The following is a 22,963-nucleotide window of genomic DNA, read 5'->3' on the forward strand; positions in this document are numbered from 1 at the left end:
CCTAGGGGTGGCCTGGTGCAGTGGGCCGCTCCGCCTACATTTGTCCGATGGCCGATCTGCAGGACCTCGTCGACGAGGCCTCCGCGATCCTCCTCGCCCCGGTGACCCTCGAGGACCGTCGTTTCCGGCTGCTCGCCTTCGCCGCGCACGCCGGTGACGCCGACAGCGTGCGGGTCGAGACCGTCATGTCGAGGGGTGCGCACCCGAGTACTCGGGAGTGGTTCGAGGCCTTCGGCATCGCGCGGGCGAGCGGCCCGGTGCACATCCCGGCGGACCCGGAGCGGGGGACGGGTGCCCGGCTGTGCCTGCCGGCCCGCTGGCACGGGGTCGTCCAGGGCTACCTGTGGGCGGTCGAGCCGCCGGGGGGCCTGTCGGCGGAGCGCGTGACGGCGGCTGGCGTGGTGGCCGATCGCGCGGGGGAGCACCTCGCCCGGCTGGTCTCCCGTCGCCGCGAGACCGAGCGGCTCGTCCTCGACCTCGTCGCGGCCGGTCCGCGCTCGGGGAGCGGCCCGGCCCGCGAGCTCGCGGACGAGCTGGCCGTCGACCCGAGCGTCCGGGCGGCCGTCGTCGTGCTCGGGGCGGCGCCGGGCACCCGCCTGCGCGCCGACGAGGTGCACGGCCCGGGCGGGCTGCCGCGTCACGTCGGGGTCGCCGAGCGATCCGGTGACCTCGTGCTCGTCGTCCCCGCGGCCGGGGAGGCGGAGGTGCACGAGCAGGCGCAGGCGGCGCTGCAGGTGCTCGGTCGGGTCAACCAGGCGCACGTCGTCGCGGGTGTGGGTGAGCTCGTGCCGCTGCCCGAGGTCGCGAGCTCGCTGCGGGAGGCGCGGGCCGCCCTTCGCGTCGTGCGGCCGGCCCCCGGCGACATCGACCGTCCGCCGGCCGCCGCCCGCGTCCACCCGTGGGCCGCGCTCGGCATCGAGCGGCTGCTCGGCACGACCGCGGGTGACGAGCTGCTCGCCGCGGTGCGCACGCCCGCGGTGGCCGAGCTGCTCTCCGCCGCACCGGATCTCGTCGAGACCGCCTGGGCCCACCTCGAAGGGGGCTGCTCCGTCGCCGCGACCTCGGCCCATCTCGGCCTGCACCGGCAGAGCGTCTACGCGCGGCTGCGCCGGGTCGAGGCGATCACCGGTCTCGACCTCTCGCGCGGGCGCGACCGCCTCGAGCTGCACCTCGGCCTGCTCGTCCTGCGCCCCTGAGCTCGCATTTCCCTAGGGAAATGCGCACTCCAGCCCGCATTTCCCTAGGGAAATGCGGACTCGGGCGCGGCGAGCAGCCGGTCGCAGACGTCGACGAGCTCTCGCCGCAGCGCGTTGGAGGTCGTCATCAGCTCACGCTGCCGGGCGACGTACTCCGCCTTGCCCTGCGGCGTCTCGATCGCGACGGGGTCCAGCCCGAAGCCTGACACGTCGTACGGCGAGGCCTGCATGTCGAGCCGGCGCACCTGCAGCGCGTGCCGGACGGCCCGCAGCGTCAGCTCCGAGGGCACAGCCGGCGCGAGCTTGAAGCACCACTTGTAGACGTCCATGCCGGCGTGCAGGCAGGCCGGCTGCTCGTGCTCGACCTGGTCCTCACGGGTGGGGCGAAGGGAGTTCAGCTCCACCGCGTCGGGGGTGAAGAAGCGGTAGGCGTCGTGGTGGCTGCACCGGATCCGGTGGCCGTCGACGACCGCGTCGGTCGCCTCCTGCCCCAGACGAAGGGGGAGCTGCTCGTGCCGCTGCTCGCCGGGCTGGAGGTGGTAGACCATCGCCCACTCGTGCAGGCCGAAGCAGTCGTGGGTGCCGGGGCGCGACAGCGTCGCGAGGAGCAGGTCCCGCACGAAGGCGACGGTCCGCCCCCTTCGCCCGACGAGGCCGTCGAGGTCGAGCCGGGCGACGCCCCCGCTCACGACGTAGCCGGAGCGGTCGGCGTACTCCGGCGCGTCGCGCAGGGCGACGCCCGGGCCGGGGTGCCATCGGCGCAGGTGGCTCGGCCGGTGCGCGTAGTACTCGAAGAGGAAGTCCTCGACCGGGTGCCGCTCGCCCCGGGCGCGGCGCTCGCGGTGCCCGGCCGTCAACTCGTCGACGGCGGTGGCGTGCTCGCGGGCACGCGTCGTCCACTCGTCGCGGGTCAGGGTCGTCGGGAGCATCGCACCACAGGGTAGGCAGTCGCCTAGGGTGGACTCGTGCGCATCGCGAGATACACCCAAGGTGACGACCCCGTCTACGGGCTCGTCGACGCAGACGGCAAGAAGATCGCGGAGGTGACCGGCGACCCGCTCTACCAGCGGATCGAGCTCACCGGCAGGACGACGACGGTCGACGAGGTGCGGCTGCTCGCACCCGTCATCCCGCGCAGCAAGATCATCGGCATCGGGCGCAACTACGCCGACCACGCCGCCGAGATGGGCAACGACGTGCCCGAGGAGCCGATGATGTTCCTCGTGCCCAACACGGCGGTCGTGGGCCCCGACGACCCGGTCGTCATCCCGACCGCCCTGACCTCCGAGGTCCACTACGAGGGTGAGCTCGCGGTGATCATCGGCCGGATGTGCAAGGACATCCAGCCCGAGGAGGCCAAGAAGGTCATCTTCGGCTACACCATCGCCAACGACGTCTCGGCGCGTGACCTGCAGCGCGGCGACGGCCAGTGGGCGCGGGCCAAGGGCATGGACACCTTCTGCCCACTCGGCCCGTGGATCGAGACCGACCTCGACCCGCAGGACGTGTCGATCACGACCCTGCGCGACGGCGAGGTCGTCCAGGACGGCCACAGCTCGGACATGGTCCACGGCGTCGCGGCCCTGATCAGCCACGCCTCCCGGTCCTTCACCCTGCTGCCCGGCGACGTCATCCTCACCGGCACCCCGGCGGGGGTCGGCCCGGTGACGGCCGGTCAGCGGGTCGACGTCGAGATCGACGCCATCGGCACGCTGTCCAACCCTTTCGTCGCGTCCGAGTGACGCGCGGCTGACATGGACGCCGCCCGCTCGGTCCCGCTCTTCGTCCTCGCGGCGGTCCTCGAGATCGGCGGGGCCTGGCTCGTTTGGCAGGGCGTGCGCGAGCACCGCGGCTGGGTGTGGGTCGGGGCTGGCGTGCTCGCGCTCGGGCTCTACGGCGTCGTCGCCACCCTCCAGCCCGACGCCAACTTCGGGCGGATCCTCGCCGCCTACGGCGGGGTCTTCGTCGCCGGGTCGCTGCTGTGGGCCATGGCCCTCGACGGCTTTCGCCCCGACCGCTGGGACGTCGCCGGCGCGCTGATCTGCCTGACCGGCGTCGCCGTCATCATGTACGCACCCCGGTCGGGCTGACCCCCTGCGGCCCACCCGGTGAAGGCGTCGTCCTGAGGTGCGACGGAGGAGCCTCGAAGGGGGGAGTCCTCCCCATGTCGCCACCGGTCACCCGCCGCTACGGTCGTCTCATCCACGGCGGGAGCGACGATGACCCTGACCCACGGCACCGATGCCGAGCGACTGCGCGAGGTCGCCTCGCGACTCGACGACGAGGCCGCTCGCGTGGCCCGGGTGCACGCCGACGGCACGACCCGGCTCGGCCTGCTCACCGCCGCCTGGCAGGGGAGCGACCTCGACGACTTCCGGCAGGAGTGGCGGCTCGCCGAGCGGGCCCTCGGCGACTGCACGACCCGGCTGACGACGGTGGCCCGCGCACTGCGGGCGCAGGCGGACGAGCAGGTCGCGGCGAGCGGTGGCTCAGGTGGCGCACCCGCCACACCGTCCACCCCGGGCCCGGCCGCACCGCGGACCGGACCTCCCACGCCGGACCCGCGGACCGGGTCGAGCTTCGACGAGGACGTGCGCGGCACGGAGGGGCAGCCGGTCGATCGTGACCTGTGGGCGTTGGCCCACCACGTCTACGGTCCCGACAACGGGCTCTACGACCACCCGCTGCTGCACGACAGCCAGCCCGACCTGCCCGAGGGGTACTCCGAGGTGTCGGACGACGACCTGCACGCCCTGGGCATCGACCCCGCCATTTTCGAGGACGCGGGCAGCGGCCTGCAGTCAGCGCTCTACCGCACGGCCGACGGGGGATACGTGCTCGCCTTCCGCGGCAGCGACTCCGAGCTGTCGGACTGGCTGGACAACGGCCGGCAGGGTGTGGGGTTGCCCGCCCAGCAGTACACCCAGGCGATGGCCCTGGCCCAGCAGCTTGACGTGGCGACGGGCGGAGAGGTCACCTTCACCGGCCACTCGCTCGGTGGTGGTCTGGCCGCGGCGGCGGCGATGGCCACGGGTCAGCCCGCGGTGACCTTCGACGCGGCCGGCGTGCACGACAACACCGCGGAGGTGGCGGCCGAGCTGCGCGGTGGGGGAGCGACGGCGGCCTCGGTCCTGGCGGCGACGGACCAGGGGCAGATCCGCACCTACAGCACGTCGACCGACATCCTCACCCAGCAGCAGCAGAGCGGGCCGCTGTCGGGGCTCATGCCCGACGCGCCCGGCACCCAGATCGTCCTCGAGACCCCGCAGAGCGCCCAGGGGGACGCCGTCGTGCGGACGGGCGCGATCATCGGCACGATGGTCGGCGCCGTCACCTCCGGATTCGACCTCAACCCCTTAGACACCGCACGTGACATCGCCGAGGTGGCGCAGACCGGTGCGGACCTCGGCGCGGGCGTGTGGGGTCACCACTGGGACCCGATGGAGCAGGCACTCGAGGAGCGCTACCCCGACTGATCCGGCCGGTGACGGCGATACGATCGGGCCATCATGAGCGACTCCTCCGCACACGCTGCACCCTCCGCGTCCTCCGTCCGCCTGCGCGTCGCGCCCTCGCCGACCGGCGACCCCCATGTCGGCACCGCCTACATGGCCCTCTTCAACCTCGCCTTCGCGCGGCAGCAGGGTGGTCAGTTCGTCCTGCGCATCGAGGACACCGACCGGGCCCGTTTCAACGAGACGAGCGAGCAGCAGCTCTACGACACGCTCGGGTGGCTCGGCCTGCGCTGGGACGAGGGCCCCGACGTCGGCGGCCCCTACGCGCCCTATCGGCAGAGCGAGCGTCTGGAGACCTACCGGCCGTACGTCGACAAGCTCATCGAGGACGGCCACGCCTACTACTGCTGGTGCTCCACCGAGCGCCTCACGGCCATGCGTGAGAAGCAGCAGAAGCTCAAGCTGCCCACCGGCTACGACCGCCTGTGCGTCGGCAAGACGCGTGAGGAGCGCGCCGAGCTCGAGGGCTTCAACGAGACCCCGGTCGTGCGCATGCTCGTGCCCGACGACGCGCCGACGACCTTCGAGGACGTCATCCGCGGCACCGTCTCCGCACCGCGCCCCGACGACCAGGTGATCCTCAAGGCCGACGGCTTCCCGACCTACCACATGGCCGTCGTCGTCGACGACCACGAGATGGGCATCACCCACGTCGTGCGCGGCGAGGAGTGGATCTCCTCGACGCCCAAGCACGTGCTGCTCTACCAGTGGCTCGGCCTCGAGCCGCCGAAGTTTGCCCACATGCCGCTGCTGCGCAACACCAACAAGTCGAAGATCTCCAAGCGCAAGAACCCCGAGGCCCGCCTCACGTGGTTCCAGGAGCAGGGCTACCTGCCCGAGGCCGTCGTCAACTTCCTCGGCCTGCTGGCCTACCCACCGGCGAAGGGGGAGGACGGCCAGGACGTCGAGAAGTTCACCTTCGAGGAGTTCAGCCGCGACTTCGCGTGGAGCAAGGTCAACACCGTCGGCCCGATCTTCGACCTCAAGAAGCTCGAGTGGCTCAACGGCGCGTGGATCCGCGACCTCGACCTGGCCGACTTCACCGCGCGGCTGCAGCCCTACCTGCAGGCCGACGGGGTGCTCGGCGACAACCCCTCGCTGGGTGAGCTGGCCCGGCTGAAGTCGGTCGCCGAGCTCATCCAGACGCGCATCGCGCTGCTCACCGAGGCGAGCGCCCTGGTGCGGCCCTTCTACACAGCCGACGCCGACCTGCAGATCGACGAGGACGCGCGTGCAGGCCTGAAGGACAACGCCGGGGAGGTGCTCGACGCGGCGATCGGCGCGCTCGAGGCGCTGCACGTGCCGGCCGGGGTCCTCTCCGAGGAGAGCCGGGCGGGCAACGAGTGGCACGCCGAGCAGATCGAGGCGACGCTGCGCGAGGCGATCGTCGACGGCATGGGCATCAAGCCTCGCTTCGCCTTCGGGCCGCTGCGCACGGCCGTGTCGGGGGCGCGGATCAGCCCGCCGCTCTTCGAGTCGATGGAGATCCTGGGGCAGCACTCGACGCTCACGCGCCTGCGCGCGCTGCGCTCCTCGCTGGGCTGATCGGGGCGATTTGGGGTGACGCCCTTTCGCGGGTAGCATCGTCACTCGGTTCACAGGCCGCGCGGACTTCGGTCCGAAGGGTCGGTGATACCCCCTTGGGGTATGGTGTAATTGGCAACACGGCTGATTCTGGTTCAGTTGTTCTAGGTTCGAGTCCTGGTACCCCAGCGCTGAGAGCGGTTCGCCGCTCGATTTCGGAAAGAGCCCCCTTCGGGGTTAAGGTTCTCTCCGTTGCCCAGCCGGTCAGCCGGACTGGGAAGCACATATGGCCCCGTTGTGTAGTGGCCTAGCACGCCGCCCTCTCAAGGCGGTAGCGCGGGTTCGAATCCCGTCGGGGCTACATCGGTCAAAGGCCCCCGCTCTGAAAAGCGGGGGCCTTTGTCGTACCTGACTTCTCCCACCAGGCGGCTCCAGGTGAAGGGCGAGGCGCGTCCCGGACGTTCGTGAGCAGCGGACGGTCAGGTGGGGTGGCGCAGCATCAAGCCGATGTCGAGAACGACGACGTGACCACGCGACGACGAAGGACATCGGCAGCGCGCCGCCCTGCCTGTCCGGGAGCGGGCCGTCACTCGGTGTCGCGGTCGGCGGCCTCGGCCGCCTTGGCGTGCTTCTCCAGGACCTCGGTCAGCTTGTTGGCGCCGGCGATGACGGTCGCGGCGTGCAGGCGACCGGGCTGGCGGGAGAGGCGCTCGATCGGGCCCGAGATCGACACGGCGGCGATGACCCGTCCGCTGGGGGAGCGGACGGGGGCCGAGACGGAGGCGACGCCCGCCTCGCGCTCGCCGACGCTCTGCGCCCACCCGCGGCGGCGCACCGCCGAGAGCATCGTCGCGGTGAAGGCCGCCTCCTGCAGGCCGCGGTGCAGCCGGTCGGGCTCCTCCCACGCGAGCAGGACCTGGGCGGCGGAGCCGGCCTGCATCGACAACGTTGCGCCGACGGGGATCGAGTCGCGCAGACCGACCGGGCGCTCCGCGGCCGAGACGCACACACGGTGCTCGCCCTGGCGGCGGAAGAGCTGCGCCGACTCGTTGGTGTGGTCGCGCAGGGCGCCGAGGACGGGGTTGGCGGCGACGAGGAGCTTGTCCTCGCCGGCCGAGGCGGCCAGCTCGCCGAGGCGTGGGCCGAGGACGAAGCGCCCCTGCATGTCGCGCGCGACGAGTCGGTGGTGCTCGAGGGCGACCGCGAGGCGATGTGCCGTAGGGCGTGCCAGACCGGTGGCCGCGACGAGCTGGGCGAGGGTCGAGGGACCCGCTTCGAGAGCGCCCAGCACGACGGCGGCCTTGTCGAGAACGCCAACTCCGCTACCGTTGTCCATGGAGTGATATTGACATCTCATGTCGTGAGACGCAAGATCCGGGTCGCTGGCGACGTGCGAATGTCGGCAGCGACACACCCCCGCGCACACATCGCGGAACCGCATGGAGGGAAGAGGCACATGGCTGGAACGCTGGCCGAAAAGGTCTGGGGCGAGCACGTCGTCCGACACGTCGACGGAGAGCCCGACCTGCTCTACATCGACCTGCACCTCCTCCACGAGGTGACGAGCCCGCAGGCCTTCGAGGGCCTGCGCATCGCCGGCCGGCCCGTGCGCCGTCCCGACCTCACGCTCGCGACCGAGGACCACAACGTCCCGACGACCCCCGGGCCGATCACCGACCCGGTGAGCAAGGTCCAGGTCGAGACCCTGCGCGACAACTGCGCGGAGTTCGGTGTGCGGCTGTACCCGATGGGCGACGCCGAGCAGGGCATCGTCCACGTCGTCGGGCCGCAGCTCGGCTTGACCCAGCCCGGCATGACGGTCGTCTGCGGCGACAGCCACACGAGCACCCACGGCGCCTTCGGTGCGCTGGCCTTCGGCATCGGCACGAGCGAGGTCGAGCACGTCCTCGCGACGCAGACCCTCTCGCTCAACCCCTTCAAGACGATGGCGATCAACGTCCGCGGCAAGCTGCAGCCCGGCGTGACCGCCAAGGACATCATCCTCGCCGTCATCGCCAAGATCGGCACCGGCGGTGGGCAGGGCTATGTGCTCGAGTACCGCGGCGAGGCCATTGAGGCACTGTCGATGGAGGCACGCATGACCGTGTGCAACATGTCGATCGAGGCCGGCGCCCGCGCGGGCATGATCGCCCCCGACGACGTGACCTTCGACTACCTCAAGGGCCGCGACCACGCCCCGACCGGCGCCGACTGGGACGCCGCCGTCGAGCACTGGCGCACCCTGCGCACCGACGACGACGCCGTCTTCGACGCCGAGGTCGACATCGACGCCTCGACGCTCACCCCCTTCGTCACGTGGGGCACCAACCCGGGCCAGGGCTCGCCGCTCGGCGAGGCCGTGCCGGACCCCGCCGCGATCGCCGACGACACCGAGCGAGTCGCCGCCGCCAAGGCCCTGGAGTACATGGGGCTCACGGCCGGCACCCCGCTGCGCGAGGTCGCCGTCGACACCGTCTTCGTCGGCTCGTGCACCAACGGTCGGATCGAGGACCTGCGCGCCGCCGCCGAGGTCATCAAGGGACGCCGCGTCGCCGACTCCGTGCGCATGCTCGTCGTGCCCGGCTCCGCCCGCGTCCGCCTGCAGGCCGAGGCCGAGGGCCTGGACCAGGTCTTCACCGACGCCGGTGCCGAGTGGCGCCTGCCCGGCTGCTCGATGTGCCTCGGCATGAACCCCGACACCCTCGCGCCGGGGGAGCGGTCGGCCTCGACGAGCAACCGCAACTTCGAGGGGCGCCAGGGCAAGGGTGGTCGGACCCACCTCGTCAGCCCGCTCGTCGCCGCGGCGACCGCGGTGCGCGGCACTCTGTCGAGCCCCGCGGACCTGGAGTCCGACGCCCCCGCCAGCCTCGAGACGGTCTGAGGAGCACGCCATGGAAAAGTTCACGACCCACACCGGCACCGGCGTCCCGCTGCGCCGCAGCAACGTCGACACCGACCAGATCATCCCCGCCGTCTACCTCAAGCGGGTCTCGCGCACCGGCTTCGAGGACGGGCTCTTCGCGGCCTGGCGGGGCGACGAAAACTTCGTGCTCAACCAGCCCGCCTACCGCGACGGCTCCGTGCTCGTCGTCGGCCCCGACTTCGGCACCGGCTCCTCGCGCGAGCACGCCGTGTGGGCGCTCAAGGACTACGGATTCCGGGTCGTCATCTCCTCGCGCTTCGCCGACATCTTCCGCGGCAACTCCGGCAAGCAGGGGCTGCTCGCCGCGCAGGTCTCGCAGGACGACGTCGAGCTGCTGTGGAAGTACCTCGACAACACCCCGGGTGCCGAGATCACCGTCGACCTCACGGCCAAGACGATCACCGCGGGTGACATCGTCTGCGCCTTCCACGTCGACGACTACACCCGCTGGCGTCTGCTCGAAGGGCTCGACGACATCGGACTGACGTTGCGTCACGAGCAGGACGTCACCGACTTCGAGGCCGCCCGCCCGAGCTGGAAGCCGGTCACCAACGCGGCGTAACTCCTTGACGCACAGGCGTATTGGTTCACAGCGAAGGGGGCGGCGCGCCGCCCCCTTCGTGAACCGGCTTGCGCGACAACAAAATGACGGGGTCCAAATCACACACCGTGGCTCTCCCCACCCCTACCGTCGGAACAGGTCGGGTGCACGACTCGGCCTTCCCTGCCGGGGGACGACCGGCGCCGTACCGCTACGGGAGTGACCGTGAACAAGGCAGAACTCGTCAAGGCTCTCGAGGAGAGGCTCGGCAGCCGGAAGGCCGCCCAGGAAGCGCTCGAGGTCGTGCTCGACACGATCGTCCGCGAGGTGGCGAAGGGTGGCCGCGTCGCCATCACCGGATTCGGCACCTTCGAGAAGGCGGCCCGCGCAGCCCGCACCGGCCGCAACCCCCGCACGGGTGAGGTCGTCAAGATCAAGAAGACGTCGGTGCCGCGCTTCAAGGCCGGGACGAGCTTCAAGGGCTACGTGGCCGACCCCCGTTCCCTGCCCAAGGCGGCCCCGGCCGCGGCGCGGGCTGCGGCCGGCACCGTGACGAGCGTCGCGGGGACGGCTCTCGGCATCGCCGAGAGCGCCGTTCCAGGTCGCAAGTCGAAGAAGGCCGCACCCGCCAAGAAGACGTCGACCGCCACGAAGACCTCGGCGAAGAAGACCACCGCCAAGAAGTCGACGCCCTCCAAGAAGGCGACGGCGACCAAGGCCGCCTCGACGAAGAAGGCGACGCCGGCGAGGAAGTCGACGCCCGCGAAGAAGTCGACGCCCGCGAAGAAGGCCACGGCGACCAAGGCCGCCTCGGCCAAGAAGGCGACGCCGGCGAAGAAGTCGACGCCCGCCAAGAAGGCCACGGCGACCAAGGCCACCTCGACGAAGAAGGCGACGCCGGCGAAGAAGTCGACGCCCGCCAAGAAGGCCACGCCCGCGAAGAAGCCCGCCGCGAGCAGCGACTGACCTGCGGTACGCGTGGGGCCGGTGACCGAGGTCGCCGGCCCCCACGTCGTCCCGTCAGGCGATCGTCTCGCCCTCGCCGATGCCGGTGATCCACAGCCGCTCGACGACGTCGCCGCGCAGGGTGATGCTCACCCGCTGACCGGGCCGCACGAAGCGCAGCCCACTGGCGGCCACGACCTCCGCGGCCACCTCGAGGCGGCGGCCCGCGTCGGTGACGACCGTCGTCGCATCCGGGGAGTGGGAGAAGACCGTGGCTTGCACGTGAGCGAGCGTATCCGTGTCCTAGGGTGAACAAGCCGACGCCGGCCCCGGGTCTCACCCCGGACCCGACAGCAGAAGAGGTGACATGGTCGTCCACCGCACGCACACGCCCGTGATGTACCGGGTGGCCGCCGGGCTGCTGCGCGGCGCGATGCGCGTCGTCGCGCGCTACGAGGTGTCGGGCCTCGAGCACGTGCCCGAGGAGGGCGGCTTCCTCATCACGCCCAACCACATCTCGCACGTCGACCCCTTCCCGTGGGCGCACGTGCTCTACAACCGCGGCTACAGCCCGGTCTACCTCGCCAAGAGCACGCTCTTCGACACCCCGGTCGTCGGGTGGGTCCTGCGCCACGCCAAGCAGGTGCGCGTCGACCGCGAGACCTCGTCTGCCGGAGAGGCTCTCGTCCCTGCCGTCCGGGCTCTCGGCGAGGGGGAGTGCGTCGTCGTCTACCCCGAGGGGTCGCTCACCCGCGACCCCGACCTGTGGCCCATGCGTGGCAAGACGGGTGCCGCGCGTCTGGCGCTGCAGTCCGGTGCGCCGGTGATCCCCGTCGCGCAGTGGGGCCCGCAGGAGCTGCTGCCCCGCTACGCCAAGCGGCCTCGGCTCTCCCGGCACCGCCGGCTCATGCGGGTGCGCTTCGGGCCGCCGGTCGTCCTGGACGACCTGCGTGACCAGCCGCTGAATGCCCCGACGGTCACCGCCGCCACGGAGCGCATCATGGCGGCGATCACGCACGAGCTCGAGCAGCTGCGGGGCGAAAGAGCACCCGCCGAGCGATTCGACCCCAAGTCCCACGGCCTGAGGGTCACGGGCAACTACCGACAAGGAGTCGACCAATGACACAGATCGCCGTCTTCGGTGCCGGCAGCTGGGGCACCGCCTTTGCCTCCATCCTCGCCGCCGGCGACAACGACGTGCGGGTGTGGGGCCGCCGTCAGGGGCTCGTCGACCAGCTCAACGCCGGCGTCAACGACGACTACCTGCCGGGGGTGGCGCTCCCTTCGCGCATCTCGGCCTCGACCGACCCCGCCGAGGTGACCGACGGAGCCGAGATCGTCGTCCTCTCCGTGCCGTCGCAGTCGCTGCGCGACAACCTCACCGGCTGGGCCCCCCTGCTCGGACAGGACAAGATCGTCGTCTCGCTGATGAAGGGGATCGAGCTCGGCACGACGAAGCGGATGAGCCAGGTCATCCACGAGGTCGCGGGCATCCCAGCCGAGCGGATCGCGGTCGTCAGCGGGCCCAATCTCGCACGCGAGATCGTGCAGCAGCAGCCTGCCGCGACGGTCGTCGCCTGCCCGGACGTCGACGCGGCGACGAGCGTGGCCGCCGCCTGCTCGACGAGCTTCTTCCGCCCCTACACCTCGACGGACGTCGTGGGCGTCGAGCTCGGTGGTGCGGTCAAGAACGTCATCGCGCTCGCCGTCGGCATGGCCGCCGGCCTGGGCTTCGGCGACAACACCAAGGCGTCGATCATCACCCGCGGTCTCGCGGAGACCACGCGCCTGGCCATGGCGCTGGGCGCCGACCCCCGCACGATGGCCGGGCTCGCCGGCGTGGGCGACCTCATCGCCACGTGCATGTCGCCGCTCTCGCGCAACCACTCCTTCGGCGTCAAGCTCGGCGAGGGGCTGTCGGTCGCCGAGGTGACCGAGCAGACGCGCCAGACCGCGGAGGGTGTGAAGTCCTGCGCCTCGATCCTCGACCTCGCCCGCGCCCACGGCGTCGAGGTCCCGATCACCGAGCAGGTCACCCGGGTCGTCCACGAGGGCGTCTCGCCGCGCGACATGGAGGGCGTGCTCCTCTCGCGTGCCCGCAAGCACGAGACCGAGTAGGGCACTCTTCCCTGAGGAGGCCGCCCGCGACCGTCTCGAAGGGCCGCTGCGGCTCCGGACGAAGGCGGACGACCGCGCCCGCCGAAGTCCTTCGTCTGCCCGCAGGTCACGTCGTCGTGCCTGACATCGGCTTGATGTGCGCGGTCACCCCCCTTCGTCCTGCGCTTGCGCCGTCAGATGCGGTCGAGGGCCTGCTCGAGGTCGGCCCAGAGGTCTTCGACGTCCTCGACTCCGACGGACAGCCGCACGAGGTTGACGGGCACGGCCTCGGGCTCGCCCGGCTGGCGGCGGCGCCGCTCGAGCTGTGACTCCACCCCGCCGAGGCTCGTCGACGGCGACCAGATCCGCGTGCCGGTGGTCAGGGCCTCCGCCTCGACGACGTCGTCACCCTCGCCGGCGACCTCCACGGAGACGATGGCGCCCCAGCCGGGGTAGCGGACCCGCGAGATCCGCGGGTGGGTGGCCAGCCGTCCCGCGAGATCGGCAGCATTGGCACAGGCCCGCTCGACGCGGAGGGAGAGGGTCCGCAGCCCGCGCAGGGCCAGCCACGCCTCCATCGGGCCGGCGATCGCCCCGCCGAGGGTTCGCTGCCGGGCCAGTCGGGTGTGCAGGTCCCGTCCCGTCGCCGTGTCGGGCGTGACGGTCAGCCCGAGGATGACGTCCGAGTGGCCCGCGAGGTACTTCGTCGCCGAGTGCACGACGACGTCGACGCCGTCCTCGAGGGGTCGCTGCAGCAGCGGGGTGGCGAAGGTGTTGTCGACGACGACGAGCGCCCCCGCCTCGTGCGCCGCGGCCGCCAGACCGGCGATGTCGGCGACCTCGAGCAGCGGGTTGGACGGCGACTCGAGCCACAGCAGGTCGGCGCCCGGCAGGGCGGCCCCGACGGCGGCATCGTCCGTGATGTCGACCCAGCGCACGGTGAGCCGGCCAGCCTCGGCGGCCTCGGTGAGGGAGACGACGACGCCGTTGTAGGCCGCGGCCGGCGCGACGACGGTCCCGCCCTGGGGCACGAGGGAGAGCGCCGCGTGCACGGCCGCCATGCCGGAGGAGTAGAGGAGGGCCCGGCCCCCTTCGAGGTCACCCACGGCCAGCTCGAAGGGGGTCCACGTCGGGTTGTCGACGCGGGCGTAGTTGACCGGTCCGTCCTGGACGTAGGTGGAGGTGAAGGTGACCGGAGCGTTGAGCGGCGCGCCCGGCGCCCGCTCGGGCCGACCGAGCGCCACCACGCGGGTGCGGGGGGAGAGGGCTGCGTGCGCGTCGTCGTCTCGGTGCTCCATGGGCGAGAGGCTAGACGTTAGTCTTCCCCCGATGAGCAGCCATCCCAGCAGCAAGCCGCGCGTCGCCGTCGTCTTCGGCGGACGCTCCTCCGAGCACGCCGTCTCGTGCGCCACCGCGGCCGGTGTGCTGCGGGCGATCGACCGCGACGCCTACGACGTCGTGCCCGTGGGCATCACCCGCGACGGCGCCTGGGTCCTGGCCGCCGACGACCCCGACGCGCTGGCGCTCACGCCGGGGCACACCCCCGAGGTCGCCCACACCGGCACCGAGGTGATCCTGCCGACGCGCGTGGGGGAGACGGCGCTCACCGTCCACCGCCCCGGTCAGGCGCTCGAGGCGCTGGGCGACGTCGACGTCGTCTTCCCGTTGCTCCACGGCCCTTACGGCGAGGACGGCACCCTCCAGGGCATGCTCGAGCTCACCGACATCCGCTATGTCGGCTCGGGGGTGCTCGCCTCGGCGGCGGGGATGGACAAGCACTACATGAAGGTCGTCTTCGCCGGCGCCGGTCTGCCCGTCGGGCCCTACACCGTCATCACCGACGCCCAGTGGCGCCGGGACAAGGCCGCGGCGATGGACGCTGTGGCCGCCCTGACCTACCCGGTCTTCGTCAAGCCCTGCCGGGCCGGCTCGTCCATGGGAGTGTCCAAGGTCGACACCCCCGACGGGCTGGAGGCCGCCATCGAGGCCGCCCGCGAGCACGACCTCAAGGTCATCGTCGAGTCCGGCATCGTCGGCCGCGAGATCGAGTGCGCCGTGCTGCAGGGCCGCGGTCTCGACGCGCCGCGCACGTCCATGCCGGGCGAGATCGTCGTCGAGGAGGGCCACGGCCACGACTTCTACGACTTCGAGGCCAAGTACCTGGACGAGGCCTCGGTCGTCCTCTCCTGCCCGGCCGACCTGTCCGAGGCCGTCACAGACGAGGTGCGTCGCCTGGCAGCGGCCGCCTTCGAGTCCCTGGCCTGCGAAGGCCTGGCGCGGGTCGACTGCTTCGTCACCGACGGCGGTGCCGTGGTCATCAACGAGATCAACACCATGCCCGGCTTCACGCCCCACTCGATGTACCCGCGCATGTGGGAGGCGAGTGGCGTGACCTACCCCGAGCTCGTCGACGAGCTCATCCAGCTCGCCCTCGAGCGCCCCGTCGGCCTGCGCTGACCCTCCCTTCGCCGTCATTTCCCTAGGGAAATGTGCCGAGGGGTGCGCATCTCCTTAGGGAAATGTGCCCAGGGGTGCGCATCTCCCTAGGGAAATGCGCAGGAGGGCCGTATTTCCCTAGGGAGATGCGCAGCGAAGGGGGAGTGCCCCGGACTCAGGAGCACTCCCGGCCGTTGGTCGGCAGCTCCTCGACAGCCTCGCTGAAGGCCGGCAGGAGGAGCGGGCCCGGCCCCTGCTCCTGCGGCACGATGACCTCGATCGCCGGGTCGTGACCGAAGCTCGTCAGTCGCGTGCCGTCACCCAGGTCCTCGGCGACCCACCCGATCTCGTCGACGACGACGCACTGCTCCTCGGTGGGCGGCATCGCCGGCACACCGCAGCGCGCGACGATCGCCGGGTCGCCCCACGCCCGGACAGCCGGGTCGCTCGGGTCCGTCTCCACGGGGGCCTGACCCGACAGCTCCTGCGGCCAGTGCTCGCTCGCGGCGGTGCACGCCGGACTACCCGCCGCCCCGGGCACGCCCACCTCGACGGCCCCGGCGCAGCCGGCGAGCAGCAGGGGCAGGGCGAGGGCACAGGCGAGCGCGACGCGAGGTCGGGGAGTGGTGGGCACGGCCGGGAGGCTACCGTGCGGTCCTGACCCCCCTTCGTCGGACGGAGAGCCCGGATGCCCCGCACGCGCCTGCGTGACCTCACCGAGGGCGAGCTGCTCGAGCAGCTCTTCCCGCGCTTCGGCGGGATCACCGGGCCCGCGGCCGTGCCGCTCGGCCCCGGCGACGACGCCGCGGTGCTCGCCGCCCCCTCGGGGAGTGTCGTGCTCACGACCGACTCCATGGTCCGCGGGCGTGATTGGCGCGACGACTGGTCGTCAGCGCGCGAGGTGGGGCTCAAGGTCGTCGCGCAAAACATCGCGGACATCGCGGCGATGGGTGCGGTGCCCACCGGGCTGCTCGTCGCGCTCGCGGCCGACCCGGAGACCGAGGTGGCCTGGGCGCTCGAGCTCGCCGAGGGCATCGCGCAGGCCGCGGGGGAGGCCGGTGCCCCCGTGCTCGGCGGCGACCTCTCGTCGGCGGCCTCCGGCACGGTCGTCGTCGCGATCACGGCGACCGGTGACCTCGAAGGGCGTCCACCCGTGTGTCGCGACGGTGCCCGGCCCGGCGACGTCGTCGCCGTCCGGGGCGGGCTCGGCCGGTCCGGGGGAGGGCTGCAGCTCCTGCTCGCGGGTCGCGGACGCACCCACCTCGACGGCGAGCCGGGCGGGTCCGAGCAGGCGGCCCACGACCTCTGCCTCGTCCACCGGACCGCCGGGTCGCCGCCCTGGCGCGAGGGGCCCGCGGCGGCGCGTGCCGGGGCGACGTCGATGATCGACGTCTCCGACGGGCTCGTGCGCGACCTCGGCCGGGTCGCCCGTGCGAGCGGCGTGCGGGTCGAGCTCGACGGGCAGGCACTGCGCGTGCAGGCCGACGGCCCGCTCACCCGGGCCCTGGGGGCCGACGAGGCACTCGTCCAGGTGCTCAGCGGGGGCGAGGAGCACTCGCTCGTGGCGACCTTCGCGCCGGCCGACGTCCCCGCTGGCTGGCAGGTCCTCGGCAGCTGTGCGGCCGGGGAGCCCGCGGTGCTCGTCGACGGCACAGCACCCGAGGTGATCGGCTGGGACCACTTCCGGGGGTGACCCCCTTCGGCCGTGGCGGTGGCGCCCGTGGACGCACGAAAAAGCCGCCGTCCCCGTGAGGGGAGCGGCGGCGATGTCGTCAGGCTCGGGTCAGCGCTTGACCTTGCCGGCCTTGAGGCACGAGGTGCAGACATTGAGACGCTTCGGGGTCACCCCGGCGTCGCCCACCTTGGCCCGAACGCGCTGGATGTTCGGGTTCCAGCGACGCTTGGTGCGGCGGTGCGAGTGCGAGATGGAGTGTCCGAAGGACGGTCCCTTGCCGCAGACGTCGCAGTTGGCAGCCACGGGTATCTCCTGTGTTCGTCAGTAACGTGAGTGTCGTGCTCGGGCACTCCACCGAAGAGGCGGAGCTGTCACCGGGCAACCGGTACAGAGTAGCCGAGTGAGCACGACACCACCAAAACGGCGTGGGGGCGGTCCTTCTCCACTACCCTGACGGCGTGCTGGAGGTCCTCGACGCTGACTCCGTGCGCCGGTGGGTCGTGGTGACCCGCGCCGCACTCGCCGCGAGGCGTGCCGAGATCGACGCGCTCAACGTCTACCCGGTCCCCGATGGTGACACGGGCACCAACATGTACCTCACCCTCGACCAGGCCCTCGACGCCGCCCGCTCGGAGCAGGAGCGTGCCGGGACCTTCGGCAGCCTCCCGCTGCCCAGCGAGGCCGCCGCCATCTCCCGCGCGGCCCTGATGTCCGCCCGGGGCAACTCCGGCGTCATCCTCAGCCAGATGATCCGCGGGGTCAGCGAGGTCGTGAGCGCCGGCGACCTCGTGTCGATCGACACCAAGGCCGTGGCCCAAGCGGTGCGCCGCGGTGCCGACCGGGCCCGCGAGAGCGTCGTGCGCCCGCAGGAGGGGACGATCCTCAGCGTCGCCGACGCAACCGCCGAGCGGGCCGAGCAGGTCTGTCGTGACGGGGGCAGCCTCGGGGAGCTCACCCGAGCAGCCGTCGACGCAGCGCGCGCGGCGCTGGCGCGCACCCCGGACCAGTTGCAGGTGCTCGCCGATGCCGGGGTCGTCGATGCCGGCGGCGCCGGGTACCTCCTCTTCGTCGAGGCCCTGGACCAGGTCGTGCACGAGGAGGGCGCGCCGACGAGCTATGCCGTCGACGAGTTCACCCTCAACCCCACGCTCGAGCGGCGCCCGGGCTGGACCCGCCCGGTCGACGGGGCCGCCGTGACGGCTCCCCACGACGGCCCGGCCCACGAGGTCATGTACCTGCTCCACGACGTGGACGAAGGGGGCGTGACCCGGCTGCGTCAGCGGCTCGACGAGATCGGCGACAGCGTCGTCGTGTCGACCGCGGAGGACGTGTGCCACGTGCACGTGCACACCGACGACATCGGGGCGGCCCTCGAGGCCGGCATCGAGCACGGGGTACCGCGCCGGGTCGCCGTGACCCTCCTGGAGACCATCGCACCGGCCCCGAAGGGCGGCCTGTCGATCGTCGCCTGCGCGGCCGGTCCCGGCATCGCCGCCCTGCTCGAGGAGGCCGGGGCGACGACCGTCGCCTCGGGCCCCGGCCACCGCGCCTCGGCGGGCGAGCTCGTCGCGGCGGTGCGCCAGGCCGGGACCGAGGAGGTCATCCTCCTGCCCAACGACCGTGACACCCGGATGGCCGCCGACGCGGCAGCCCACGCCGCAGCCCAGGAGGGGCAGACCGTCCACGTCATCACCTCCGTGACCGCGGTCCAGGGACTGGCGGCGCTCGCCGTCTTCGACCCGGGCGCGACGACGCAGCACAACGTCCTCGCGATGACCCGCTCGGCCGCCGCCACCCGGCACGGCGCCGTGACGGTCGCCGTCAAGGCCGGGCTGACGAGCGGTGGGCTCTGCGAGGTCGGTGACGTCCTCGGGGTCGTGAGCGGCGACATCACCATCGTCGGCTCCGACGCCGAGCAGGTCGCCCGCGAGGTGCTGGAGGGCATCGTCTCCGCGGGCACCGAGCTCGTGACGCTCGTCGTCGGCGAGGACGCACCCGACGGGCTCGCCGAGGCCGTCACCGGGTGGATCGAGTCCCGGCGCGCCGGCATCGAGGTGCAGGTCGTCGACGGCGTCCAGCCGCACTACCTGCTCCTCCTCGGGGCCGAGTAGTGGCGACCGAGGAGACCCGGCTCAAGGGGCTGCTCGGCGGCCAGGCAGCCGGCAAGCTCGCCAAGCACCGGCAGATCGAGACCGTCGGGGAGCTGCTCGACTTCTGGCCCCGGCGCTACCGCACCGCCGCCCCCGACCTCGGCTGTCCCCGCCCCGGGGACTTCCTCGTCGCGGTGGCCAGGGTCGAGCACGCGGAGACCCGCACGATGAAGTCCCGCCGCGGCCGCATGCTCGAGGCCACGATCACCGACGGGCGCTCGCGGATGCGCGTGACCTTCTTCGACGCGCGCGGCCATGAGCACAAGCTCGTCGCCGGGCGCGAGTTCCTCTTCGCCGGCACCGTCTCGGAGTACCGCAGCGTCACCCAGCTCGCACACCCGGGCTACGCCTCGCTCGAGGAGGCCGCGGCCCTCGGTGAGCTCGGCGACGCCGACCACACCGGCCTCATCCCGATCTACCGCCACGTGCCCGGCGTGCACCCGTGGACGATCACCCGCTGCGTGCGGCTCGTGCTCGGGCATCTCGACGGCGTCGTCGACGCCGTGCCCGAGGCCGTGCGGACCCGGCGTGGCCTGCTCGACCGGAGGTCCGCCCTTCGTGCCATCCACGCACCCCGCGACCACGCCGACGTCGAGGCCGGCAGGGAGCGGCTGCGCTACGAGGAGGCGCTGGTCCTCCAGTGCATCCTCGGGCAGCGGCGGCGCGCGGCAGCGGCGGTCGTCACGCAGGGACGCGCCCCCCGCGAGGGTGGCCTGCTCGCAGCCTTCGACGAGCGGCTGCCCTTCGAGCTGACGCCGGGACAGCAGCAGGTCGGTCGCGAGATCCTCGACGAGATGGCCCGCCCGACCCCCATGCACCGCCTCCTGCAGGGCGAGGTCGGCTCGGGCAAGACGATCGTCGCCCTGCGCGCGATGCTCGCCGCGGTCGACAGCGGGGGACAGGCGGCGCTCCTCGCGCCGACCGAGGTGCTCGCCGCCCAGCACGCCGCGTCGATCACCGCCATGCTCGGTGACCTGGCCGAAGGGGGGATGCTCGGCGGCGACGAGCACGCCACCCGCGTCGCCCTGCTCACCGGGTCGATGTCGGCAGCCCGCCGCCGCGAGACGCTGCTCGAGATCGCCTCCGGGCAGGCCGGCATCGTCATCGGCACCCACGCCCTGCTCGAGGACAAGGTCTCCTTCGCCGACCTCGCGCTCGTCGTCGTCGACGAGCAGCACCGCTTCGGCGTGGAGCAGCGAGATGCCCTGCGCGCCAAGGGCGTCACTCCACCCCACCTGCTCGTCATGACGGCGACCCCGATCCCGCGGACCGTGGCGATGACCGTCTTCGGCGACATGGAGACGTCGACCCTGCGGGAGCTGCCGCGGGGCCGCCAGCCGATCACCACCCACGTCGTCGAGGCCCGCAAGCCGGGGTGGGTCGACCGCACCTGGGCCCGCGTGGCCGAGGAGGTCTCGGCCGGACGTCAGGTCTACGTCGTCTGCCCCCGCATCGGCGGCGACGACCCGCACGACCTCGACGGGGTCGACCTCGTCGCCGAGGACGCCGTCGTCGACGACGAGCACGACGACGGTGAGCGTGTCGAGCAGGAGCGCACGGAGCGACCCCTCGCCGCGGTCGAGGAGACGATCGCGGCGCTCGCCGAGCACCCGGTCCTCCAGGGCGTCACCCTCGAGATGCTCCACGGGCGGATGGCCCCGGAGGACAAGGAGCGCGTCATGGCGCGCTTCCACGCCGGCGAGATCGACGTGCTCGTGTCGACGACCGTCATCGAGGTCGGGGTCGACGTGCCCAATGCCTCGATGATGGTCATCCGCGACGCCGACCGCTTCGGCGTCTCGCAGCTGCACCAGCTGCGTGGACGCGTGGGCCGTGGCGGCCACCCCGGCCTGTGCCTGCTCATGACGGACACCGACAGCGAGTCGGCGCTCGAGCGGCTGCAGGCCGTGAGCGCGACCACGGACGGCTTCGAGCTCGCGCGCCTGGACCTGACCCAGCGCCGCGAGGGCGACGTGCTCGGCACCGCCCAGCACGGCGTGCGCAGCCAGCTGCAGCACCTGTCGGTGCTCGAGCACGAGCCGCTCATCGTCGCCGCCCGCGAGGACGCGCAGGGCCTGCTCGACGCCGACCCGGAGCTCAGCGACCACCCGCAGCTGCGCGAGACGATCACCGACTGGCTCGACGCTGAGCAGGCGGCCTACCTCGAGAAGGGCTGAGTCGCTCCCTTCGTCGCGGTGACCTCGGGCGAGGGGCGGACCCGCGCCCGGGTGGTCCCTCGCCGACCCGATGACGCATCATGGAGCGGTGACTCGGATCATCAGCGGCGAGGCCGGCGGCCGACGACTGCGCACCCCCTCCGGCGACGGCACGCGGCCCACGACCGACCGGGTGCGCGAGGCGCTCTTCAGCTCCCTCGAGGCGCGCGATGTCATCGACAGGGCGCACGTCATGGACCTCTACGCCGGCTCCGGGGCCCTCGGCCTCGAGGCGGCCAGCCGCGGCGCGGCCAGCGTGCTGCTCGTCGAGTCCGACCGCGGGGCGTCCGCGACGATCCGCGCCAACATCTCCGACCTCGGCGTCGCCGGCGCGCGGCTGCAGTCGAGCACCGTCGAGCAGGCCCTCGACCGTCCGGCCTCGCTGCGCTACGACCTCGTCCTCGCCGACCCGCCCTACGACGTCACCGAGGACTCGCTCACCGCCGTCCTCGAGATGCTCCTCGCCCACCAGTGGCTGGCCCAGGAGCCGGTCATCGTCATCGAGCGCTCGTCCCGCTCGCCTGAGCCGACCTGGCCCGACGGCATCGTCGCCGAGGGCTCGAAGGCCTACGGCGAGACGACGCTGTGGTTTGCCATCCGCGTCGCCCCCGACTACCAGATCTGAGCGGCCGGCCTCCCGCACCGTCCCCGATCATCCGGTAGGAATGGGGACATGAGCGACTACACGATCCCGCGGCCGGCAGCAGGCGACATCACGGACCTCATCGCCGACGACCACCGGCTCTTCGAGAGCCTCATGCGCGACATGCGCGACGCCACGGCTGATCGCGAGGCGGCCCGCGCCGCCTTCGCCGCACTGCTCATCGCCCACAGCGAGGCCGAGGAGGAGATCGCCTACCCGAAGCTGAAGTCGCGCAAGGTCATCGCCGGCGAGGAGGAGGAGCACGGCGAGAAGGAGCACGCGGCGACCAACGAGGCGCTGCTCCACCTGCTCCGGGCCAAGGGCACCGACACGCAGAAGTTTCAGGACGCCCTCGAGGCCGTCGCGGAGGTGCTCAACCACCACATCGGCGAGGAGGAGCTGACGATCCTCAACCCGGCCCGGGAGGACGCGAGCGAGGAGCTGCGCGAGCAGCTCGGCAAGAGCTGGTCCGCCAGGCGCAACGAGCTCCTCGAGGCCGGCGCCGGCAGCATCGAGCAGGTGGAGTCCATCGTCAAGCAGGCCTACGACGACGGTCTGCTCCCCAACGACGACCAGCCGTCGTGACCCGCGCCGTCTGCCCCGGCTCCTACGACCCGGTGACGGTCGGCCACGTCGACGTCTTTCGCCGGTCCGCCACGCTCTTCGACGAGGTCGTCGTCGCGATCCTGCACAACCCGGCCAAGCAGGGCACCTTCACCGTCGACGAGCGGGTCGCCTTCATCGAGGCTCAGGTCGGGGACCTCAGCAACGTGCGGGTCGCTCCCTTCGCCAACCAGCTCGTCGTGGACGTGTGCGCGGAGCTCGACGCGCAGGTCCTGCTCAAGGGGCTGCGCGGGGAGACCGACTTCTCCTACGAGTGGCCGATGGGCCTGATGAACCGGCACCTCACGGGTGTCGAGACCCTCTTCATCCCCGGCGACCCCCGCCACGAGCACGTCTCCTCCTCGCTCGTCAAGGAGGTCGCCCGCTTCGGCGGCGACGTCACCGGACTGGTCTCCGACGAGGTGCGCGACGCCCTCGTCGAGCGGCTGCCGGGGCCCTGAGCGCCGCCCCCTTCGCCGGTTTGGGACGAAGGGGGGAT

At 72.3% G+C, this 22,963-nt stretch carries 23 protein-coding genes and 2 tRNA genes; 19 read left to right on the forward strand and 6 right to left on the reverse strand.

The window, feature by feature from the left end:
* Positions 1-47: 47 nt before the first annotated feature.
* A complete protein-coding gene (locus CWN80_RS13715; protein ID WP_128277433.1) occupies positions 48-1,196 on the forward strand; it encodes a PucR family transcriptional regulator in 1,149 nt (382 codons plus the stop codon).
* Between the two features lie 44 nt (positions 1,197-1,240).
* Here CWN80_RS13715 and CWN80_RS13720 read toward each other — a convergent pair whose 3' ends face one another.
* Positions 1,241-2,125: a hypothetical protein gene (locus CWN80_RS13720; RefSeq protein ID WP_007927886.1), complete on the reverse strand. Its 885-nt coding sequence runs from the start codon at positions 2,123-2,125 to the stop codon at positions 1,241-1,243.
* A 36-nt stretch (positions 2,126-2,161) separates the two neighbouring features.
* Here CWN80_RS13720 and CWN80_RS13725 point away from each other — a divergent pair, with 36 nt between their 5' ends.
* From CWN80_RS13725 to CWN80_RS13750, 6 genes are all read left to right on the forward strand, one after another.
* Positions 2,162-2,938: a fumarylacetoacetate hydrolase family protein gene (locus CWN80_RS13725; RefSeq protein ID WP_007927884.1), complete on the forward strand. Its 777-nt coding sequence runs from the start codon at positions 2,162-2,164 to the stop codon at positions 2,936-2,938.
* A 12-nt stretch (positions 2,939-2,950) separates the two neighbouring features.
* Positions 2,951-3,286, forward strand: coding sequence for a YnfA family protein (locus CWN80_RS13730; protein WP_007927881.1), 336 nt, complete (start codon positions 2,951-2,953; stop codon positions 3,284-3,286).
* Between the two features lie 129 nt (positions 3,287-3,415).
* Positions 3,416-4,672, forward strand: coding sequence for a WXG100 family type VII secretion target (locus CWN80_RS13735; RefSeq protein ID WP_007927879.1), 1,257 nt, complete (start codon positions 3,416-3,418; stop codon positions 4,670-4,672).
* A gap of 33 nt (positions 4,673-4,705) precedes the next feature.
* Positions 4,706-6,256, forward strand: coding sequence for a glutamate--tRNA ligase (gene gltX / locus CWN80_RS13740; protein ID WP_007927878.1), 1,551 nt, complete (start codon positions 4,706-4,708; stop codon positions 6,254-6,256).
* A gap of 96 nt (positions 6,257-6,352) precedes the next feature.
* A tRNA-Gln gene (locus CWN80_RS13745) sits at positions 6,353-6,424 on the forward strand.
* A 99-nt stretch (positions 6,425-6,523) separates the two neighbouring features.
* A tRNA-Glu gene (locus CWN80_RS13750) sits at positions 6,524-6,596 on the forward strand.
* A 225-nt stretch (positions 6,597-6,821) separates the two neighbouring features.
* Here CWN80_RS13750 and CWN80_RS13755 read toward each other — a convergent pair.
* A complete protein-coding gene (locus CWN80_RS13755) occupies positions 6,822-7,571 on the reverse strand; it encodes an IclR family transcriptional regulator (RefSeq protein ID WP_007927877.1) in 750 nt (249 codons plus the stop codon).
* Positions 7,572-7,691: 120 nt separating this feature from the next.
* Here CWN80_RS13755 and leuC point away from each other — a divergent pair, with 120 nt between their 5' ends.
* The 3 genes from leuC to CWN80_RS13770 all read left to right on the forward strand — a co-directional run bounded on the left by leuC (position 7,692) and on the right by CWN80_RS13770 (position 10,665).
* Positions 7,692-9,116 carry a 3-isopropylmalate dehydratase large subunit gene (leuC, locus tag CWN80_RS13760; RefSeq protein WP_007927876.1) on the forward strand — a complete coding sequence of 475 codons (1,425 nt, stop codon included), beginning with the start codon at positions 7,692-7,694 and terminating at the stop codon, positions 9,114-9,116.
* 10 nt (positions 9,117-9,126) lie between these two features.
* On the forward strand, positions 9,127-9,720 hold the full coding sequence (leuD, locus tag CWN80_RS13765) for a 3-isopropylmalate dehydratase small subunit (RefSeq protein WP_007927875.1): 594 nt from the start codon (positions 9,127-9,129) through the stop codon (positions 9,718-9,720).
* 204 nt (positions 9,721-9,924) lie between these two features.
* Complete coding sequence (locus tag CWN80_RS13770; protein ID WP_040881316.1) at positions 9,925-10,665, forward strand: HU family DNA-binding protein; 741 nt, start codon at positions 9,925-9,927, stop codon at positions 10,663-10,665.
* Between the two features lie 54 nt (positions 10,666-10,719).
* On the opposite strand, the gene CWN80_RS13775 is transcribed toward CWN80_RS13770, so the two are convergent.
* Complete coding sequence (locus CWN80_RS13775) at positions 10,720-10,926, reverse strand: hypothetical protein (protein WP_007927872.1); 207 nt, start codon at positions 10,924-10,926, stop codon at positions 10,720-10,722.
* Between the two features lie 85 nt (positions 10,927-11,011).
* On the opposite strand from CWN80_RS13775, the gene CWN80_RS13780 reads away from it, so the two are divergent.
* Positions 11,012-11,767, forward strand: coding sequence for a lysophospholipid acyltransferase family protein (locus tag CWN80_RS13780; RefSeq protein WP_007927870.1), 756 nt, complete (start codon positions 11,012-11,014; stop codon positions 11,765-11,767).
* Positions 11,764-12,762 carry an NAD(P)H-dependent glycerol-3-phosphate dehydrogenase gene (locus tag CWN80_RS13785; protein ID WP_128277434.1) on the forward strand — a complete coding sequence of 333 codons (999 nt, stop codon included), beginning with the start codon at positions 11,764-11,766 and terminating at the stop codon, positions 12,760-12,762. The genes CWN80_RS13780 and CWN80_RS13785 overlap by 4 nt, the downstream gene beginning before the upstream one ends.
* Before the next feature lie 173 nt (positions 12,763-12,935).
* Here the strand turns inward: CWN80_RS13785 and CWN80_RS13790 are convergent, their stop codons facing one another.
* A complete protein-coding gene (locus CWN80_RS13790) occupies positions 12,936-14,039 on the reverse strand; it encodes a trans-sulfuration enzyme family protein (protein ID WP_007927866.1) in 1,104 nt (367 codons plus the stop codon).
* 31 nt (positions 14,040-14,070) lie between these two features.
* Between CWN80_RS13790 and CWN80_RS13795 the strand changes: the two genes are divergently transcribed.
* A complete protein-coding gene (locus tag CWN80_RS13795; protein ID WP_128277435.1) occupies positions 14,071-15,198 on the forward strand; it encodes a D-alanine--D-alanine ligase family protein in 1,128 nt (375 codons plus the stop codon).
* 154 nt (positions 15,199-15,352) lie between these two features.
* Here the strand turns inward: CWN80_RS13795 and CWN80_RS13800 are convergent, their stop codons facing one another.
* Positions 15,353-15,811, reverse strand: a complete 459-nt coding sequence (locus tag CWN80_RS13800) for a DUF3515 family protein (RefSeq protein WP_007927864.1) — start codon at positions 15,809-15,811, stop codon at positions 15,353-15,355.
* A gap of 54 nt (positions 15,812-15,865) precedes the next feature.
* On the opposite strand from CWN80_RS13800, the gene thiL reads away from it, so the two are divergent.
* Positions 15,866-16,870 (forward strand): thiamine-phosphate kinase, encoded by a 1,005-nt coding sequence (thiL, locus tag CWN80_RS13805; RefSeq protein ID WP_128277436.1) that lies wholly within the window; start codon positions 15,866-15,868, stop codon positions 16,868-16,870.
* 90 nt (positions 16,871-16,960) lie between these two features.
* On the opposite strand, the gene rpmB is transcribed toward thiL, so the two are convergent.
* A complete protein-coding gene (rpmB, locus tag CWN80_RS13810; protein ID WP_007927862.1) occupies positions 16,961-17,155 on the reverse strand; it encodes a 50S ribosomal protein L28 in 195 nt (64 codons plus the stop codon).
* A gap of 155 nt (positions 17,156-17,310) precedes the next feature.
* Here rpmB and CWN80_RS13815 point away from each other — a divergent pair, with 155 nt between their 5' ends.
* The 5 genes from CWN80_RS13815 to coaD all read left to right on the forward strand — a co-directional run bounded on the left by CWN80_RS13815 (position 17,311) and on the right by coaD (position 22,925).
* Positions 17,311-18,963 carry a DAK2 domain-containing protein gene (locus tag CWN80_RS13815; RefSeq protein ID WP_040881315.1) on the forward strand — a complete coding sequence of 551 codons (1,653 nt, stop codon included), beginning with the start codon at positions 17,311-17,313 and terminating at the stop codon, positions 18,961-18,963.
* Positions 18,963-21,179, forward strand: a complete 2,217-nt coding sequence (locus tag CWN80_RS13820) for an ATP-dependent DNA helicase RecG (protein ID WP_128277437.1) — start codon at positions 18,963-18,965, stop codon at positions 21,177-21,179. Before CWN80_RS13815 ends, CWN80_RS13820 begins: the two co-directional genes overlap by 1 nt.
* An 88-nt stretch (positions 21,180-21,267) precedes the next feature.
* Entirely contained in the window at positions 21,268-21,843 is a 576-nt protein-coding gene (gene rsmD, locus CWN80_RS13825) for a 16S rRNA (guanine(966)-N(2))-methyltransferase RsmD (RefSeq protein WP_007927854.1), read from the forward strand.
* A 48-nt stretch (positions 21,844-21,891) separates the two neighbouring features.
* Positions 21,892-22,446, forward strand: a complete 555-nt coding sequence (locus tag CWN80_RS13830; RefSeq protein ID WP_007927852.1) for a hemerythrin domain-containing protein — start codon at positions 21,892-21,894, stop codon at positions 22,444-22,446.
* A complete protein-coding gene (gene coaD / locus CWN80_RS13835) occupies positions 22,443-22,925 on the forward strand; it encodes a pantetheine-phosphate adenylyltransferase (protein WP_007927850.1) in 483 nt (160 codons plus the stop codon). Before CWN80_RS13830 ends, coaD begins: the two co-directional genes overlap by 4 nt.
* The last annotated feature ends 38 nt before the right edge of the window (positions 22,926-22,963 follow it).

Source organism: Janibacter hoylei PVAS-1 (assembly GCF_004025845.1).
Taxonomy (GTDB): Bacteria; Actinomycetota; Actinomycetes; order Actinomycetales; family Dermatophilaceae; genus Janibacter; species Janibacter hoylei.

Coding starts and splice junctions, on each gene's coding strand:
- CWN80_RS13790 (WP_007927866.1), bottom strand. CDS start 14,039: ATGGAGCACCGAGACGACGACGCGCACGCAGCCCTCTCCCCCCGCACC.
- leuD (WP_007927875.1), top strand. CDS start 9,127: ATGGAAAAGTTCACGACCCACACCGGCACCGGCGTCCCGCTGCGCCGC.
- CWN80_RS13730 (WP_007927881.1), top strand. CDS start 2,951: ATGGACGCCGCCCGCTCGGTCCCGCTCTTCGTCCTCGCGGCGGTCCTC.
- CWN80_RS13755 (WP_007927877.1), bottom strand. CDS start 7,571: ATGGACAACGGTAGCGGAGTTGGCGTTCTCGACAAGGCCGCCGTCGTG.
- gltX (WP_007927878.1), top strand. CDS start 4,706: ATGAGCGACTCCTCCGCACACGCTGCACCCTCCGCGTCCTCCGTCCGC.
- CWN80_RS13715 (WP_128277433.1), top strand. CDS start 48: ATGGCCGATCTGCAGGACCTCGTCGACGAGGCCTCCGCGATCCTCCTC.
- CWN80_RS13780 (WP_007927870.1), top strand. CDS start 11,012: ATGGTCGTCCACCGCACGCACACGCCCGTGATGTACCGGGTGGCCGCC.
- CWN80_RS13735 (WP_007927879.1), top strand. CDS start 3,416: ATGACCCTGACCCACGGCACCGATGCCGAGCGACTGCGCGAGGTCGCC.
- CWN80_RS13795 (WP_128277435.1), top strand. CDS start 14,071: ATGAGCAGCCATCCCAGCAGCAAGCCGCGCGTCGCCGTCGTCTTCGGC.
- thiL (WP_128277436.1), top strand. CDS start 15,866: ATGCCCCGCACGCGCCTGCGTGACCTCACCGAGGGCGAGCTGCTCGAG.
- leuC (WP_007927876.1), top strand. CDS start 7,692: ATGGCTGGAACGCTGGCCGAAAAGGTCTGGGGCGAGCACGTCGTCCGA.
- CWN80_RS13830 (WP_007927852.1), top strand. CDS start 21,892: ATGAGCGACTACACGATCCCGCGGCCGGCAGCAGGCGACATCACGGAC.
- CWN80_RS13785 (WP_128277434.1), top strand. CDS start 11,764: ATGACACAGATCGCCGTCTTCGGTGCCGGCAGCTGGGGCACCGCCTTT.
- CWN80_RS13720 (WP_007927886.1), bottom strand. CDS start 2,125: ATGCTCCCGACGACCCTGACCCGCGACGAGTGGACGACGCGTGCCCGC.